This window comes from Nocardioides sp. AX2bis (assembly GCF_902506435.1).
Classification (GTDB): Bacteria; Actinomycetota; Actinomycetes; order Propionibacteriales; family Nocardioidaceae; genus Nocardioides.
The window spans coordinates 1-15661 of record NZ_LR733222.1 but is presented as its reverse complement, the minus strand read 5'-3'; the positions used below and the strand labels follow the sequence as shown (position 1 = coordinate 15661).

Here is a 15661-nt window from a genome sequence, read left to right as displayed (position 1 = left end):
GTCAGTGACCAGGACGGGCGGGGTGGTGACGGGTGAGGTGGATCAGGGGGTGCCGGCGGGAACCACGGCGACGTCGCACCGGGCGTGCTCGACGACGGTCGCGGCGACCGAGGCGTGCAGGAAGTCGTCGATGCGGCCGCGGTGGCGGGCGCCGACGACCACGAGGGCAGCCGTCTCGGCGGCGCGGATCAGCTGGCGGTCGCGGAACCCGCGCTGCAGGACCAGCCGGTCGTCGACCTCGGGGTACTGCTCCTGCATCGCGACCACCGACTCGGAGAGCAGGGCCCGGACGTCGCCGAGGCCGGCCTCGTCGTCGCGGACGGTGTGCTCCTCGCTGTCGCGGTGGACCGCGTCCCAGAAGACGTGCAGCGCGGTGAGCGGCAGGGAGCGGAACGCGGCGGTGCGGTAGGCCATCCCGATGGCCGGCACCGAGTCGGCCGTGCCGTCGACGTCCACCACGACGCCACCGTGCGCCGCCTCGGGCGCGGTCTCCCGGACGATGACGACCGGACCGGTCGCGTGCTTGGAGACCGCGAGGCTGACGGAGCCCAGGAGCAGGCTCTTCACCGGACCGAGACCCCGGGACCCGAGGGCCGTCATCGCCGCGGTGGCGGCGCCACCCAGGAACAGGTCACGGGGGTCGTCGGTGCTCAGCACCTCCTGCACCTCGACGCTGGGCTCCTGGTCCCGGACGCGGGCGGCGGTGTCGGCCAGCAGCGCCCGCCCGGTCGCGGCGAGGTCCTCCAGCACCCGCGAGACCTCCGCGCCCGGGACGGTCTCCCAGAGGCCGTCCCCGGTGACACCGAGATGAGCAGCGTGCACGAGCGCCAGGGGCCGGTGCTCGAGGACGGCCTGGCGCACGGCCCAGTCGAGCGCCCGGGTCGACGAGGCCGACCCGTCGACGCCGACGACGATGCTGCCGGGGGTGATGGTGGTGGGCGACGAGATGGAGGACATGCCTCCACCCTCGGGTCGTCGGGAGGCCTGCGCCACGGCCGACCGGACCGCGGGGCGAGGACCTCCGACCCTGAACCATGGTGGTGCACCGAGGTCATGGTCGGACCATGACCACCAGCCGGCAGCACCCCGACACGATCCTGAAGGACCTCCTCGTCGGGGAGCTGGAGCGGGCCCCCGGGGTGGACTCGACCCGGATCGGGGTCGGCGTCACCGACGGAGCGGTCACCCTGTCCGACGAGGTCGAGACCTACCCGGAGAAGCGGCTGGCGGAGAGGGCGGCCCATCGGGTGAAGGGCGTCCACGCGGTGGCCGAGGAGATCACCGTGCGCAGCTCCCGCGGCCGCACCAACGACACCGACGTCGCGCGCGCCGTCGGGCTCGCGCTGGAGAGCGAGGCCGCCATCGACGCCGACCTGGTGACCGCGATGGTCGAGGACCGGGTCGTGACCCTGGACGGCGCCGTGGCGCACCAGCACCAGCGCGAGGCCGCGGGCCAGGCGGTCCGCCGCCTCGAGGGCGTCCGGGACGTCCGCAACAACATCGTCCTCGCACCACCCGTGTCGTTGAGCGCCCTGCGGACCGACATCGAGGAGGTCCTGGTCCGAGAAGCGGTCCTGGATGCCCGGAGGTGCCTGGTCTCGGTCGACGAGGACGGTGAGGTGACCGTGGACGGGGCCGTCACGACCGCAGCCCAGAAGGCCGCCGTCGGACGGGTGGCCTGGGCCGCGCCCGGCGTGACCTCGGTCCGGAACCGGCTCGAGGTGCTGCCGTGAGCGCGGCGTCGGACCCGGGTCCTCCGTCGGCGGACGAGGACCGACGGGCACGCCCTCGGGGGCCTTCGGGCCCTGGGTGCGTCGGCCCCCGCGGGACGAGTGTCGGAGTCATGACGACCAGACCTGTGCGGAGCGACGCCACCCTGCGACACCTGCTGCTCGAGGAGCTCGACCGGGAGCCCGGGGTCGACGCCACCCGGATCGGGGTCGGGGTCACCGACGGCGCCGTCACGCTCGCGGGCGAGGTCACCTCCTATCCCCAGAAGCGGTTGGCCGAGCAGGCCGTCCAACGGGTCCCCGGCGTGCACGCCATCGCTGAGCGGATCACCGTCCGCAGCACGTACGCCGGGACCAGCGACACCGACATCGCCCGGGCGGCGAACGCCGCGCTGGAGGCCGCGGTCGACATCGCGGCCGACGCGGCGACGGCCACGGTCTCGGACCACGTCGTCACGGTCAGCGGGGAGGTGCCGTGGCACTACCAGCGCGAGGCGGCCGTCCGCAGCGTGCGTCACCTCAAGGGCGTCCAGGAGGTACTCGACCACGTCACGGTGACCCCGGTCGTCTCGACCATCGAGCTGCGTCAGGGCATCGAGGACGCGCTGGTGCGCCACGCGGTCGTCGAGGCCCACCGCTGCACGGTCACCGCCGGCGCCGACGGCGAGGTGACCATCACCGGCACCGTCGGCACCTGGGCCGAGCGCCACGACGTGGACGCCCTCGCCTGGGCGGCGCCCGGTGTCAGCACGGTGCACAACCGGCTCCGGGTCGCCTCCTCATGACGCAGACCGAGGACCGCAGCGAGCAGGCCACGGCGGACGACGGCGCCCGGCTCGGCCTGCCGCAGTCCACCGCGCTCGTGGTCGGCAGCATCATCGGGGTCGGCATCTTCAGCCTGCCCTACGCGATCGCCGGCTACGGCCCGATCAGCCTCGTGGCGATGGGGGTCGCCACGGTCGGCGCCGTGTCCCTGGCCATGCTCTTCGCGGTGATGTCGCGCCGGCTGCCGGCCGACGGCGGGCCGTACGCCTATGCCCGTGCCGCCTTCGGCAACGGGATCGGCTTCAGCAACGCCTGGTCCTACTGGATCACCGCGTGGGCCGGCAACGCCGCGATCGCCGTGGCCTGGGTCTACTACGTCGAGACCTTCGTCAACACCGGCAGCGCCGTGGGCTGGTCGATCCTGATCGCCCTGGTGGGGCTGTGGATCCCGGCCGCGGTGAACCTCGCCGGCGTGCACTCCATGGGCGTCTTCCAGGTGTGGACCACGGTGCTCAAGTTCATCCCGCTCGCCCTGATGTCCACCCTCGGGCTCTTCTTCATCACCTGGGGCAACTTCACGCCCTGGAACACCAGCGGGGACACCGACCTGGCCGCCGTCGGCGGAGCCATGGCCATCTGCCTGTTCAGCTACCTCGGCGTCGAGACCGCCTCCGTCGCCGCCGCCAAGGTCCGCGACCCCGCCCGCAACGTCGGCCGGTCCACCATCTTCGGCACCGTGGCCAGCGGAGTGGTCTACCTGCTCTCCCTGGTCGCCGTGTTCGGCATCCTCCCCGCCGGGGCCCTGGCCCTGGACGAGAACCGGGCGTCGTACTCGGCTGCGGCGGACGCGGTCGTCGGAGGCTCGTGGGCCGGGCAGTTGGTCGCACTGGCGGTCATCGTCTCCGGCATCGGCGCCCTCAACGGGTGGACGATGATCTGCGCCGAGATGCCCCTGGCAGCGACCCGCGACGGGCTCTTCCCGTCCCGCTTCGGGGTGCTCTCGGCCCGCGGGGTGCCGGCGTTCGGCATCGTCTCCTCGACCGCGCTGGCCTCGGTGGCCGTCGTGGTCAGCTACCTCGGCGCCAGCGGCGCCACCGTCTTCACCACGCTGGTGCTGATGACCGGCATCACCTCCGCCGTCCCGTACGCCTTCTCGGCCCTGGCCCAGATCAGCTGGCGGCTGCGCGACCGCCGCGCCGGACCGACGCCGCGGCTCGCGCTCGACCTGACGGTCGCCGGTGTCGCGCTGCTGATGTCGGTGGCGTTCATCTACTACTCCCGCAACACCGGCAGCTCCTGGTACGTCGTCTGGGGCCCGTTCCTGATGGCCGGCGGCGCCTCGCTCGCCGGGATCCCGGTCTACCTCGCGATGCGTCGCGGGATGACCGAGCCGGCCGACGTCCCGGCGTACCGATGACCACCACCCGACCGACAGACAGGCACCCGATGACCTTCCACGTGGACTCCGAGGTGGGCACCCTGAGGCAGGCGATCGTCCACCGCCCCGGGCTCGAGCTCGACCGGCTCACCCCCGACAGCGTCGACGACCTCCTCTTCGACGACGTGATGTGGGCCGAGCGCGCCCGCGAGGAGCACGACGCGTTCTCCCAGCAGCTGCGGGACAGCGGCGTCGTGGTGCACGAGTTCGCCACGCTGCTCGCCGAGGCGCTCGACGCCCCCCGGGCCCGGGTGTTCCTGCAGGACCGGCTGACGACCGCCACCCGGTTCGGCCCGGCGCTGGACGGCCCGCTCGACGAGCTGGTCGGCTCCGCCCCGGCCCCGGTCCTGGCCGAGCTGCTGATCGGGGGCGTGCTGAAGCGTGACGTGTCGTCGCTGCTGCAGGCGCCAAGCCTGCTGATGGAGCACCTCGGCCCGGACGACTTCCTGCTGCCGCCGCTGCCCAACCACCTCTTCCAGCGCGACAACTCCGCCTGGGTCTACGACGGTGTCTCGGTGAACCCGATGGCCAAGCAGGCCCGGCGCCGGGAGACCCTCAACTCGCGGGTCGTCTACAACTTCCACCCGATGTTCACCGGCGGACCGATGCGCTTCCTCTACGGCAACGACTCCGCAGCGCACGAGACCGCGACGATCGAGGGCGGGGACATCACCGTGCTCGGCCACCGCGCCGTGATGATCGGGATGGGGGAGCGCTCCACCCCGCAGGGGATCGAGATCCTGGCCCGCAGCCTGTTCCGGGCAGGCACGGTCGACACCGTCCTGGTGGTGGAGCTGCCCCACTCCCGGGCGTTCATGCACCTGGACACCGTGATGACGATGGTGGACACGGACGCGTTCTGCCTGTTCCCGTACCTGCCGGAGAAGCTGCGGTCCTTCACCCTCACGCGTCTCGACGACGCCGGCGAGCTCAAGGTGGAGGAGAACACCGAGCTCTTCCCGGTCCTGGCCGACCTGCTGGGGGTGGCCGACCTGCGGCTGCTGCGCAGCCCGATCGACGAGCGGGGCGCGGCGCGCGAGCAGTGGGACGACGGCAACAACTTCCTGGCGGTGTCGCCGGGCGTGGTGCTCGGCTACGAGCGCAACACCGTGACCAACGCCTACCTCGGCGAGCAGGGGATCACGGTGATCCCCGTCGTGGGCGAGGAGCTCGGTCGTGGCCGCGGTGGGCCGCGCTGCATGACCTGTCCGATCGAGCGTGACGCGGTGGAGGCATGAGCACCGCGGTCGGCCCGGTCGAGCCCGTCGTCAGCGAGCGCCGCCACCATCTCGACCTGCGCGGACGGCACTTCCTGCGCGAGCTGGACTTCACCCCCGAGGAGTGGCGCCACCTGCTCATGCTCGCCGAGTGCCTCAAGGCCGACAAGCAGCAGGGCCGCGAGGTCCAGCACCTGCGGGGGCGCAACGTCGCCCTGATCTTCGAGAAGGCCTCCACCCGCACCCGGTGCGCCTTCGAGGTCGCCACGCACGACCAGGGCGGCCACGTCACCTACCTCGACCCCACCGGCTCGCACATGGGGCACAAGGAGTCCACCGCCGACACCGCCCGCGTCCTGGGCCGGATGTACGACGCGATCGAGTTCCGCGGGTTCAGCCACGCGACCGCCGAGACGCTCGCGGCCCACGCCGGCGTGCCGGTGTGGAACGGGCTGACCGATCTCTGGCACCCGACCCAGTCGCTCTGCGACGCCCTGACGATGCGCGAGCACGTCGACAAGCCCGACGCCCACGTCTCGTTCGCCTTCGTCGGCGACGCGGCGGACAACACCGCGCACTCGCTGCTGCTCTCCGGCGCCCTGCTCGGCATGGACGTGCGGATGGTCGCCCCGGCCTCGCTCCAGACGCCCCCGGACATCGTCGCGGCGGCACGCGCCGTGGCCGCGACCACCGGCGCCCGGCTGACCTTCACCGACGACGTGCACGCCGGCGTGGCCGGGGTCGACTTCGTCCACACCGACGTGTGGGTGTCCATGGGCGAGCCCGTCGAGACGTGGGCCGAGCGGATCGCGCTGCTGACGCCGTACCAGGTCGACGCCGCGCTGATGGCCTCGACCGGGAACCCGGAGACGAAGTTCATGCACTGCCTCCCGGCCTTCCACGACCGGGGCACCGAGGTCGGTGAGGAGCTCTTCCAGCAGACCGGCCTGAGCTCGCTCGAGGTCACCGACGAGGTGTTCGAGTCGCGTGCCTCGATCGTCTTCGACCAGGCCGAGAACCGGCTGCACACCATCAAGGCCGTGATGGTGGCGACCCTGGGCGGGTCGGACGGGCTGGCCAGCGGACCGCCGTCGGGGGAGTGGTCGCTGTGAGGGTGGCCGTGGTCTTCGAGTCGATGTTCGGCAACACCGAGCAGGTGGCCGAGGCGATCTGCGAGGGGCTGCGGGACCAGGGGGCCGAGGTGACCCGGTGCCGCGTGGCGGACGCCGGCGACCACGAGCTCGCCCAGGACCTCCTGGTCCTGGGCGCCCCGACCCACACCTTCACCCTCAGCCGGCCCGCCACCCGGGCCGAGGCTGTCATCAAGGGTGCGGGGGCCGCCGACGCGGCCACCGGCGTACGGGAGTGGCTGGAGGCGCTGGAGCCGCGGTCGGCCTCGTCCGCCGACGCAGCCGAGGCCCCCGGCGCGGTGGCCGTCTTCGACACCAGGGCCACGAAGGTCCGGCACCTCCCCGGGTCCGCGGCACGCCGCACCGCCAGGCTGCTGCGCCAGCGCGGGCTCGACGTCGGTGAGGTCACCAGCTTCTACGTCGAGGACGTCCGGGGTCCGCTGGCCGAGGGCGAGCTGTCGCGGGCGCGCAGCTGGGGCCGCCACCTCGCGGTCACCACGCGCTGACCACGCGGTGACCGGGAGGTGACTACGGCGCCGGCGTCCGCCTGCCGCCGGCCTTCTCGTCGTGGATGCCGTCCACCAGCGGCTGCGGACCCTCGGCAGGACCTGAGCGGACCTTCGGCCCCTGCGGCGTCGGGTGGACGGGACAAACCTGGGGTACGGCGGGTCGTCCGCCCCGAGGAGGCATCATGAGCATGACCAGCAGCAGGCCCCGGCGCAGATCCGTGCAGGTCTCCGGACTGCCGGGCACCCGCCCCACCCGCACCCCGCCCGGTGGGGTCCTGGTCGGCGTCGACACCGGGCAGGACCCACGCACGCGGGCCGACGAGTCCACCGGCCGCCCCCTCGGGGCCCTCGCCTGGGGCGTCGCCGACGCGCGGGCTTCGGGGCGCCCGCTGCACCTGCTCACGGCCTGCGCGCCGGTCGAGCCGTTGACGCCGGCCTTCGGGCACCTGGCGACGCCGTACCCGGAGCCCGGGTGGGACGAGGCCGGCCCCGCGCTCGACGCCCTGGTGGAGGGGCTGCGGGACCGTGAGGCACGCTCGGCCGCGACCCAGGTCACGAGCGAGACCGCCACCGGACACGCAGGGGAGGTGCTGCTCGAGGCCTGCCCGGACGCCGGTCTGCTCGTGATCGGCCAGCGCCGGCTCGGCACGGTCCGCCGCTGGGTCGTGGGCAGCACCTCGATGGCCGTGGCTGGGCGCTGCCCGGTGCCGGTCGCCGTGGTGCCCGACGACTGGCCGCCGCCCGGGTCGCGGGACACCACCGACCCGGTGACGGTCGGCGTCGACCTGCACCCGGCCGACCTCCGCACCCCCGCCGCGGGCGGGACGGGCCGATACGTGCGCCGCCACCGGGTGGAGGCCGCGGCGGCAGCCGTGACCTTTGCCGCGGCGTACGCGGCCCGTCACGGGGTCGCACTGCGCGTGCTCTGCAGCTGGGACCCCCCGCCGGAGCTCGCCTGGTCCGAGGACCAGCTCGCAGCCCACGAGGACCGTCGTGCCTCCGAGATCGAGTCGTGGGTCGCCGGCCTCGCGGGTCGCCCGACCGGCCTCGACGTCCGGGTCGAGACCGTCGTGGGACGCGCCTCGGAGCACCTCGTGGCGTCGGCGGCCTCGAGCAGCCTGACCGTGGTCGGGCGTCACTCCGGCCTGGTCCACACCCCCGGGGCCTCGTTCGGGTCGTCCACCCGGGCGCTGCTGCTGCACGCCCCGGGTCCCGTCGTCGTCGTCCCGCCCCCGGAGTCGTGACCCCGCCGAGATGACGCTCGCGGCGCCTCGAGGTGACGCTTGCGGACACTCCGGGAGGCAGTCGCGCGGATGCGCCGACGGCTCGTGTCATGAGAAGCAGGTCCTGGGGGCCGCGCCGCCTGCTTCTCGTGACACGTTCGTCACGAGGTCGACCCCGATCTCGAGACTCCCCATGCAGGCCACGAGGTCCGCCGACGCTCAGAGCAGGCGCGTCGCGAGCACCGCGGCCTGGGTACGCCGTTCGAGACCGAGCTTGGACAGGATGCTCGAGACGTAGTTCTTGACCGTCTTCTCGGCCAGGAACATCCGCTCGCCGATCTGACGGTTGGTCAGGCCCTCCGCGATCAGGGCGAGCAGCCGGAGCTCCTGGTCGGTGAGGTCGCGCAGCTCGGCCGCGGTCTGGGCGGGGTGGCGTACGCGCTCCAGCACCTTGGCCGTCAGCGCCGGGTCGATCAACGACCGGCCGGCCGCGACCTCGCGCACCGCGGTGACGAGGTCACCGCCCTTGGTCTCCTTCAGGACGTACCCGGCCGCGCCGGCCATGATCGCGGCGAAGAGCGCCGCGTCGTCGTCGTAGGACGTCAGGATCAGCGCCTTGATCGTGGGGTCCACGGAGCGGATGTCGCGGCACACGGTCACGCCCGAGCCGTCGGGCAGCCGACCGTCCAGCACGGCCACGTCGGGTCGCAGCGCGGGGATCCGGTTCGTGGCGTCCACCGCGGACCCCGACTCGCCGACCACCTCGATGTCGCCGGCACCCTCCAGGAGGGCTCGCAGGCCCTGCCGTACGACCTCGTGGTCGTCGAGCAGGTAGACACGGATCTTCTGGTCCTCGATGGTGGCCTCCCGGCTGTCCCTGGCGTCGGCCGACGCCTCCTTCGACCGTCGCACCCGGAGGGCCGGGTGCACAGGGCCGTTGGTCCCCAGCGTGATGCCGGTGCCGCGTGCGAGCGTGAGGACCATGTCACCCGCCGCGCGCGCCCGCACCCACAGCACCCGGCCCGCGCGATGAAGGTCGTGGTCGCGCTCGGAGGCAACGCCCTGCTGCCGCGGGGCGAGGTCCCCGACGCCGCCGCCCAGGTCGCGCGGGTGGCCCGGGCCGCGCCGACGCTGGCCGCGGTCGCCGCAGAGCACGAGGTGGTGCTGGTCCACGGCAACGGGCCGCAGGTGGGGATGCTCGCGCTCGAGACCGCGGCCGACGCGGGGCTCTCCCGGCCGTACCCCTTCAGCGAGCTCGTCGCCGAGACCCAGGGCCTGATCGGCTACTGGCTCCAGCAGGGCCTGGTCAACGCGGGGCTGCGGACCCCGGTGGTGACGCTGGTGACCCAGACCCTGGTGGCCGCGGACGACCCGGCGTTCGCCGACCCCACCAAGTTCGTCGGCGCCGTCTACGACGAGGCCAGGGCGCACGAGCTCGCGGCGCGCGAGGGCTGGACGGTGAAGCCGGACGGCGACGGCTGGCGCCGCGTGGTCGCCTCGCCGCTGCCGTCCGGCGTCCTCGAGGTGGACACCGCGCGCCTGCTGCTGGAGCACGGGACGACCGTGGTGCTCGCCGGGGGCGGCGGGGTCCCGGTCGTCGAGGGGGCCCACGGCCTGGCCGGGGTCGACGCGGTCGTCGACAAGGACTTCGTGGCCGCCCTGGTCGCCACCCGGCTCGGTGCCGAGGTGCTCGTGCTGCTGACCGACGTGCCCGCGGTGATGACCGGGTGGGGCACCCCCGACCAGCACCCGCTCAGGGACGTCCGGGCCGCGGACCTGACCCCCGACGAGTTCCCCGCGGGCTGGATGGGTCCCAAGGTGGCGGCGGCCGCCGCCTTCGTCGCCGACACGGGCGGACGCGCCGCGATCGGCGCCCTGGACGACGCTGCCGCCGTGGTCGCCGGCACCGCCGGCACCCAGCTCCGCTGACGCGATCGAGCGGCTCAGGCCGGCTCAGCGCACGGCTGCCGGGGCACCACGGCGTACGGCCCACGCCTTGTCGGCCGCGATCACGACCGTGACGGCGGCGGTGACGGCCAGCACCCGGGCCCACGTCCCGGCATCGAGGGGTGCGGTGCCGAAGACCGTGTTCATCACCGGCAGGTAGGTGAAGGCGGCCTGCGCCAGCAGCTGCACCAGGATCCCGCCGACCACCCAGGGGTTGCTGAGCAGGCCGAGCCGCCACGAGGCGCGCGTCTGCGAGCGGCAGCTGACCAGGTAGGTGATCTCGACCAGCACGAAGACGGTGACCGCCGCGGTCCGCGCCACGTCGAGGCCCGCCCCGCGGGCGATCTCGGCGCTGAACACCCAGGACGAGGCGGCGACCAGCAGCCCGGCGACCAGCACGGTGCGCCAGACCAGGGGACCGGTGAGCAGGGGGCGGTCCGGCGCGCGCGGGGGGCGCCGCATGACGCCGGGCTCGCGGGGCTCGAAGGCCAGCGTGAGGCCGAGCAGGACCGCCGTGGTCATGTTGATCCAGAGGATCTGGGTCGGCAGGATCGGCAGCGCGGTGCCCAGGAGCACCGCGACCAGGATGACCAGGCCCTCGCCCATGTTGGTCGGCAGCGTCCAGAGGATGAACTTCACCAGGTTGTCGAAGACGCCGCGGCCCTCCTCGACCGCCGCCTCGATGGTCGCGAAGTCGTCGTCCAGCAGCACCATGTCGGCGGCGTCCTTGGCCACCTCGGTGCCGACCAGGCCCATCGCGATGCCGATGTCGGCGCGACGCAGCGCCGGGGCGTCGTTCACGCCGTCGCCGGTCATCGCGACCACGTGGCCCTGGGCCTGCAGCGCCGTGACCAGGCGCAGCTTCTCCTCGGGCGCGACCCGGGCGAAGACCCGGGTCGCGCTGACGGCGACCCGGTAGGCGTCCTCGTCGAGCGCGGCGAGCTCGGCACCGGTCATCACGCCCGGGAGGGCGGCCCGCGGGTCCAGGTGCAGCTCCGCGGCGACCGCCGCCGCGGTGGCCGCGTGGTCCCCGGTGATCATCTTGACCTCGATGCCGGCCGCCAGGCAGGCCGCGATGGCTCCGGCGGCGGCCGGCCGGGGCGGGTCCAGCATGGCCTGCAGCCCGGTCAGCACCAGGCCCGTGCCGGGCAGCCCGTCGGCGGTGAACCCGTCGGCCGACCCGTCGAGGTCGACCGCGGTGGCCAGCACCCGCAGTCCGCGGGCGGCCAGGTCGTCGACCGCCCGCGACAGCACCGCGTGGTCCAGCGGCTGCGTACCGCCGTCGGCGCCCATCTGGGTCAGGCACAGCGCGGCGACCTGCTCGACCGCGCCCTTGACCAGCACGACGGGGGCACGGAGGTCGCCGGCCTCGTGGAGCGTGGCCATGAACGGCCGACGGGCGTCGAAGGGGATGGTCGCGGCCCGGGTGAAACGCTCGGCCGCCGCACCGGCGACGTCGGTCTTGAGCGCGACGACCTTCATCGCCCCCTCGGTCGGGTCCCCGGTGACCAGCCACTGCGAGCCGTCGTGGTCGAGGCCCGCGTCGTTGCACAGCGACCCGGCCGTCAGGCTCCAGCGCAGCGCCGCGTCCCGGGCCGGGTCGGCGACGACGTCGTCCCGCGTCACCTCGCCCCGGGGGTCGTACCCGGCGCCGGAGACGTCGTAGGTGGCCTCGGGCGTCCAGATCGCGCGCACCGTCATCTGGTTCGTGGTCAGGGTCCCGGTCTTGTCGGTGCAGACCACGGTGGTGCCGCCGAGGGTCTCGACCGCGGGCAGGCGCCGGACCACGGCGCGGCGGCGGACGAGCCGGGTCACGCCGATCGCCAGCACCACGGTGACCGCGGCGGGCAGCGCCTCCGGGATGGCGCCGACGGCCAGCGCGACCGCGGCGGCGAACATCGTCGGCGCGTCCTCGCCACGCAGCAGCCCGACGAGGAACGTCACCGCGGCCAGCGCGACGATCACCACCGTCAGCAGGGAGCCGAACCGCGCGAGCTTGCGGCTCAGCGGGGTGGCCAGGGGCGTGGCGCTGCTGACCAGGCGGTGGATGGCGCCGAGCTCGGTGCCCTCCCCGGTGGCCACGACGAGCCCGTGGGCCGTGCCGGTGCGCACCAGGGTCCCGGCGTGGAGCATGGTGCTGCGGTCCGCGACCCGGGTCCCCGACGCCAGCACCGCGTCGGCCTTGGCGACCGGGTCCGACTCCCCGGTCAGCGCCGACTCGTCGACCCGGACGTCGACGGCGTCGACCAGGCGGAGGTCGGCGGGCACCTTCTCCCCGGCCTGCAGCGCGACGAGGTCGCCGACCACGAGGTCGGCCGAGCCGACGGTACGCACCCGGCCGTCGCGCACCACCCGGGCCTCGGCGAGCGCGAGGGAGCGCAGACCGGCCAGCGCAGCGAGGGCCCGCGTCTCCTGCGCGAACCCCACGGTCGCGTTGACGAGCACCACCGCGGCGATGACGGAGGCGTCGACGTACTCGCGCAGGACGAGGGTCGTCGCGGCGGCCGCCAGCAGCACGTAGATCAGCGGGTCGGCCAGCTGGCGCAGGGCCCGCCGCCAGACCGGGTCGCCGGCCTCCTCCGGCAGGACGTTGGGCCCGTGCTCGGCCAGCCGGGCCGCCGCGTCGGTCTCGGTGAGCCCGTCGCGCCCGTCGCTGCCGAGCCGGGCGAGCTCCTCGGCGACGGGGGTCGCGTACGGGCGCGAGGAGACCGAGGGCGCCAGGTCGAGGTCCATCCTCCGAGCCTGCGGGAGGCGGGCGCGTGGTGGCAGTGCCCGAGGCCCCGGCCGCTCGGGACCTGCGGCACCGGCCCGACGTGCGTACGGTGGGGAGTGCCCCGCGATCCGACGGCCTCGGACGACGTCCCACCGACACGCGAGGAGCGACACCGTGCCACTGCGTGAACCGACCGGGAACCACCCCGGGGCGTCCGAGCTGCGCACGACCACCCCCGCGCAGCTGCGCAGGCTGCTCCAGGCCAACCGGCTCGCGGTGGAGCACCTCGACCTCCCGCGCACGCTGCGCCAGATCGTCGAGGCCGCGGTGGACCTGGTCGGGGCTCCGTACGCCGCGATCGGCGTGCTGGGGACCGACGGCCTGCTGGAGCAGTTCGTGCACACCGGGATGGACGAGGCCACCGTCGCGGCCATCGGTGCGCTGCCCGTCGGACGGGGGCTGCTGGCCCTGTCGCCGGAGGACCCCCGGCCCGTCCGCCTGGCGTCCATGAACGCCGACCCGCGCTCGGTCGGCGTGCCTCCGGGGCACCCGGAGCTGGCGAGCTTCCTGGGCGTCCCGCTGCAGGTGCGCGACGAGGTGTACGGCCACCTCTACCTGGCCGACACCGTGCCCGGGGCGTTCAGCGAGGACGACCAGGTGCTCGTCGAGGCGCTGGCGACGACCGCCGGCATCGCCATCGACCACGCCCGCCTGTTCGGGGAGAGCCAGCGGCGGGAGCGGTGGACGGCGGTGACGACCGAGATCACCCAGGAGCTGCTGAGCGAGACCGAGGTCGACGCCCTCCAGCTGGTCGCCGACCGGGTGCGCGAGCTCGCCGGCGCCGACCTGGTGGCGGTCGTGCTGACGAACGGTGCGGACGAGCCCTTCACCGACGTCGGGGCGGACCGGGTCAGTGGCCGGTCGGGCGCCCAGGTCCTCGGGAAGCAGATCGCGCCCGGGGACGGGTTGGTGCGACGCTGCCTGCGGAGCCGGCGTCCGCAGCTGGTGGACGAGCTGGTCGACGAGCTCCTCGACGAGGGCGGGGAGCCTGCCCCGCGCTACCTCCCGGTCGCCGAGTGCGGCCCGGCGATGGCGCTCCCGCTGACGTCCCAGGTCGGCATGCGGGGGAGCATCCTGGTGCTCCGCGACCGCGGTCAGCCCCGCTTCACCGAGCTCGACCTGGACGTCGCCGCCTCGCTCGCCGACCACGCCGCCCTGGCCCTGGACCGGGCCGACGCCCGCCTCGTCCGGGTCCGCCTCGAGCAGGTGGACGACCGGGACCGGATCGCGCGCGACCTGCACGACCACGTGGTGCAGCGGCTCTTCGCTGCCGGCCTCGGCATCCAGAGCGTCCGCTCGGCCCTGCCCCCAGGGCCCCTGCCGGACCGGCTGGGGGCGCAGGTCGACGAGATCGACGCCACCATCCGTCAGGTCCGCACCACCATCTTCGGGCTGCACGACACCGCCGCCCCGACCGACGGGCTGCGGACGCGGGTCCTCGCCGTGGTGGCCGGGGTCGGGATGCTGCTGGCCGAGCCACCGGCCGTCACCTTCCGCGGCCCGCTCGACCTGCTGGTCGACCCGCCGATGCACGAGGACGTCGAGGCGGTCGTCCGGGAGGGCCTCAGCAACGCCGCCCGTCACGCCCGGGCCCGGCAGGTCGCGGTGTCGGTGGAGGCCGACCCGTCCACCCTGGTGGTCACCGTCGCCGACGACGGCGTCGGACTGGGCGAGGGCTCCCGGCGCAGCGGGCTCGACAACCTGCGGGTGCGGGCCGTACGGCTCGGGGGCACCCTCACGGCGACCACGCCGCCGGGGGGCGGCACCCTGCTGACCTGGACGGTGCCACTGGGTGACGCCCCGCCGGGGTGAGGGCGCCTCAGGCGGTCGGGCCAGCCGCCACCACCGCGACGCTGCAGTGCGCGTGCTCGACCACCCTGGTCACGACGGAGTCGTGGACCAGGTCGTCCACCCGGCCCCGGCGACGGGCCGCGACGACCAGCAGCGAGGCGTGGCGGGAGGCACCGACCAGCTGGTCGACCCGGAGCCCCCGCTCGACGACCAGCTCGTCGCGGACCTCGGGGTACCGCTCGTGCATGCCGGCCACGGACTCCGACAGCAGCATCCGGTGGTCGGCGACCCGGTCGTCGTCCTCGCGGACCAGGTGGACGCCGGTCCGGCGGAAGACGTCGTCGAAGACGACGTTGAGGGCCGTGAGGGGCAGGTGCCGCTGGGCCGCGGTGCGGTAGGCCAGCTCGACGGCGGCGACCGAGTCCGCGGTCCCGTCGACGTCGACCAGGACGCACCGCGGGCGGCGGGTGCGCTCCTCGCCCCGCACCACCACGACGGGGCCGGCGGCGAGGCGGGCCACCGCGACGCTGACCGAGCCGAGCAGCAGGCTGACGACGGGACCGCGACCACGTGAGCCCACCACGGTGAGGGCGGCGTCACCGGCCAGCTCGAGGAGGGCGTCGCGGGGGTCGTGCGTGCTCAGCACGGACCGCACCACCAAGGAGGGGTCGGCGCGCGCGGCCCGGGCCTCGGCCGCGACCAGCAGTGCGTGACCGGTCTGCCGCAGGTCGTCGGCCACTCCACGCAGGTCCGTGCCCGGGGTCCCCAACCACAGCGTCTCGGCGGCGGCACCGAGGTGGGCGGCGTGGACGAGCGTCAGCGCCCGGTGCTCGAGACGCGCCTGGAGCACCGCCCAGTCGAGCGCCCGGTCGGACTGCGGGGAGCCGTCGATCCCGACGAGCACGGTCCCGGGCGGCGGCGCGGTGCTGCCGGGCGTGGTGCTGCCTGGTGCGGGCGAGCGGGTCGGCCTGCGGGTCGTCACCGGACCACCGTCGCCGCACCGGGGCTCCCGGGACATGGTCCATCGGTCACTCCGTACGGTCTTAGGTCCCGCTACGCCAGGCCCTCGGCCCCTGAGTGCAGGACACCGACGACCACAGGCTGGAGGGATGACGACGTCCCTCGACCCGGGCCACGG

At 74.4% G+C, this 15661-nt stretch carries 13 protein-coding genes; 9 read left to right on the top strand and 4 right to left on the bottom strand.

All coding sequences use genetic code 11. The features are described from left to right. Nucleotides 1–42: 42 nt before the first annotated feature. Complete coding sequence (locus GV155_RS19410) at nucleotides 43–957, bottom strand: universal stress protein (RefSeq protein WP_160011800.1); 915 nt, start codon at nucleotides 955–957, stop codon at nucleotides 43–45. A 107-nt stretch (nucleotides 958–1064) separates the two neighbouring features. On the opposite strand from GV155_RS19410, the gene GV155_RS19405 reads away from it, so the two are divergent. The 7 genes from GV155_RS19405 to GV155_RS19375 all read left to right on the top strand — a co-directional run bounded on the left by GV155_RS19405 (nucleotide 1065) and on the right by GV155_RS19375 (nucleotide 8033). After that, the gene (locus GV155_RS19405) at nucleotides 1065–1733 is read left to right on the top strand and encodes a BON domain-containing protein (RefSeq protein ID WP_160011798.1); all 669 of its coding nucleotides are present in this window, start codon (nucleotides 1065–1067) and stop codon (nucleotides 1731–1733) included. A 110-nt stretch (nucleotides 1734–1843) separates the two neighbouring features. Then, nucleotides 1844–2515: a BON domain-containing protein gene (locus GV155_RS19400; RefSeq protein WP_160011796.1), complete on the top strand. Its 672-nt coding sequence runs from the start codon at nucleotides 1844–1846 to the stop codon at nucleotides 2513–2515. Beyond that, the gene (locus GV155_RS19395; protein ID WP_160011794.1) at nucleotides 2512–3912 is read left to right on the top strand and encodes an amino acid permease; all 1401 of its coding nucleotides are present in this window, start codon (nucleotides 2512–2514) and stop codon (nucleotides 3910–3912) included. The genes GV155_RS19400 and GV155_RS19395 overlap by 4 nt, the downstream gene beginning before the upstream one ends. 29 nt (nucleotides 3913–3941) lie before the next feature. Continuing rightward, nucleotides 3942–5171, top strand: a complete 1230-nt coding sequence (locus GV155_RS19390; protein ID WP_160011792.1) for an arginine deiminase — start codon at nucleotides 3942–3944, stop codon at nucleotides 5169–5171. Continuing rightward, nucleotides 5168–6262, top strand: coding sequence for an ornithine carbamoyltransferase (argF, locus tag GV155_RS19385; RefSeq protein WP_160011790.1), 1095 nt, complete (start codon nucleotides 5168–5170; stop codon nucleotides 6260–6262). Before GV155_RS19390 ends, argF begins: the two co-directional genes overlap by 4 nt. Beyond that, complete coding sequence (locus GV155_RS19380) at nucleotides 6259–6786, top strand: flavodoxin family protein (RefSeq protein ID WP_160011788.1); 528 nt, start codon at nucleotides 6259–6261, stop codon at nucleotides 6784–6786. The genes argF and GV155_RS19380 overlap by 4 nt, the downstream gene beginning before the upstream one ends. 185 nt (nucleotides 6787–6971) lie before the next feature. Continuing rightward, the gene (locus GV155_RS19375; protein WP_160011786.1) at nucleotides 6972–8033 is read left to right on the top strand and encodes a universal stress protein; all 1062 of its coding nucleotides are present in this window, start codon (nucleotides 6972–6974) and stop codon (nucleotides 8031–8033) included. A gap of 198 nt (nucleotides 8034–8231) precedes the next feature. Here GV155_RS19375 and GV155_RS19370 read toward each other — a convergent pair whose 3' ends face one another. Further along, nucleotides 8232–8996 carry a response regulator gene (locus GV155_RS19370; RefSeq protein WP_160011784.1) on the bottom strand — a complete coding sequence of 255 codons (765 nt, stop codon included), beginning with the start codon at nucleotides 8994–8996 and terminating at the stop codon, nucleotides 8232–8234. Between the two features lie 45 nt (nucleotides 8997–9041). Between GV155_RS19370 and GV155_RS19365 the strand changes: the two genes are divergently transcribed. Next, a complete protein-coding gene (locus GV155_RS19365) occupies nucleotides 9042–9941 on the top strand; it encodes a carbamate kinase (protein ID WP_160011782.1) in 900 nt (299 codons plus the stop codon). A 24-nt stretch (nucleotides 9942–9965) separates the two neighbouring features. Here the strand turns inward: GV155_RS19365 and GV155_RS19360 are convergent, their stop codons facing one another. Further along, nucleotides 9966–12692, bottom strand: coding sequence for an HAD-IC family P-type ATPase (locus GV155_RS19360; protein ID WP_160011780.1), 2727 nt, complete (start codon nucleotides 12690–12692; stop codon nucleotides 9966–9968). A 154-nt stretch (nucleotides 12693–12846) separates the two neighbouring features. Between GV155_RS19360 and GV155_RS19355 the strand changes: the two genes are divergently transcribed. Next, the gene (locus GV155_RS19355; protein WP_160011778.1) at nucleotides 12847–14544 is read left to right on the top strand and encodes a sensor histidine kinase; all 1698 of its coding nucleotides are present in this window, start codon (nucleotides 12847–12849) and stop codon (nucleotides 14542–14544) included. 7 nt (nucleotides 14545–14551) lie between these two features. Here GV155_RS19355 and GV155_RS19350 read toward each other — a convergent pair whose 3' ends face one another. Next, nucleotides 14552–15505, bottom strand: a complete 954-nt coding sequence (locus tag GV155_RS19350) for a universal stress protein (protein WP_160011776.1) — start codon at nucleotides 15503–15505, stop codon at nucleotides 14552–14554. Between the last annotated feature and the right edge of the window lie 156 nt (nucleotides 15506–15661).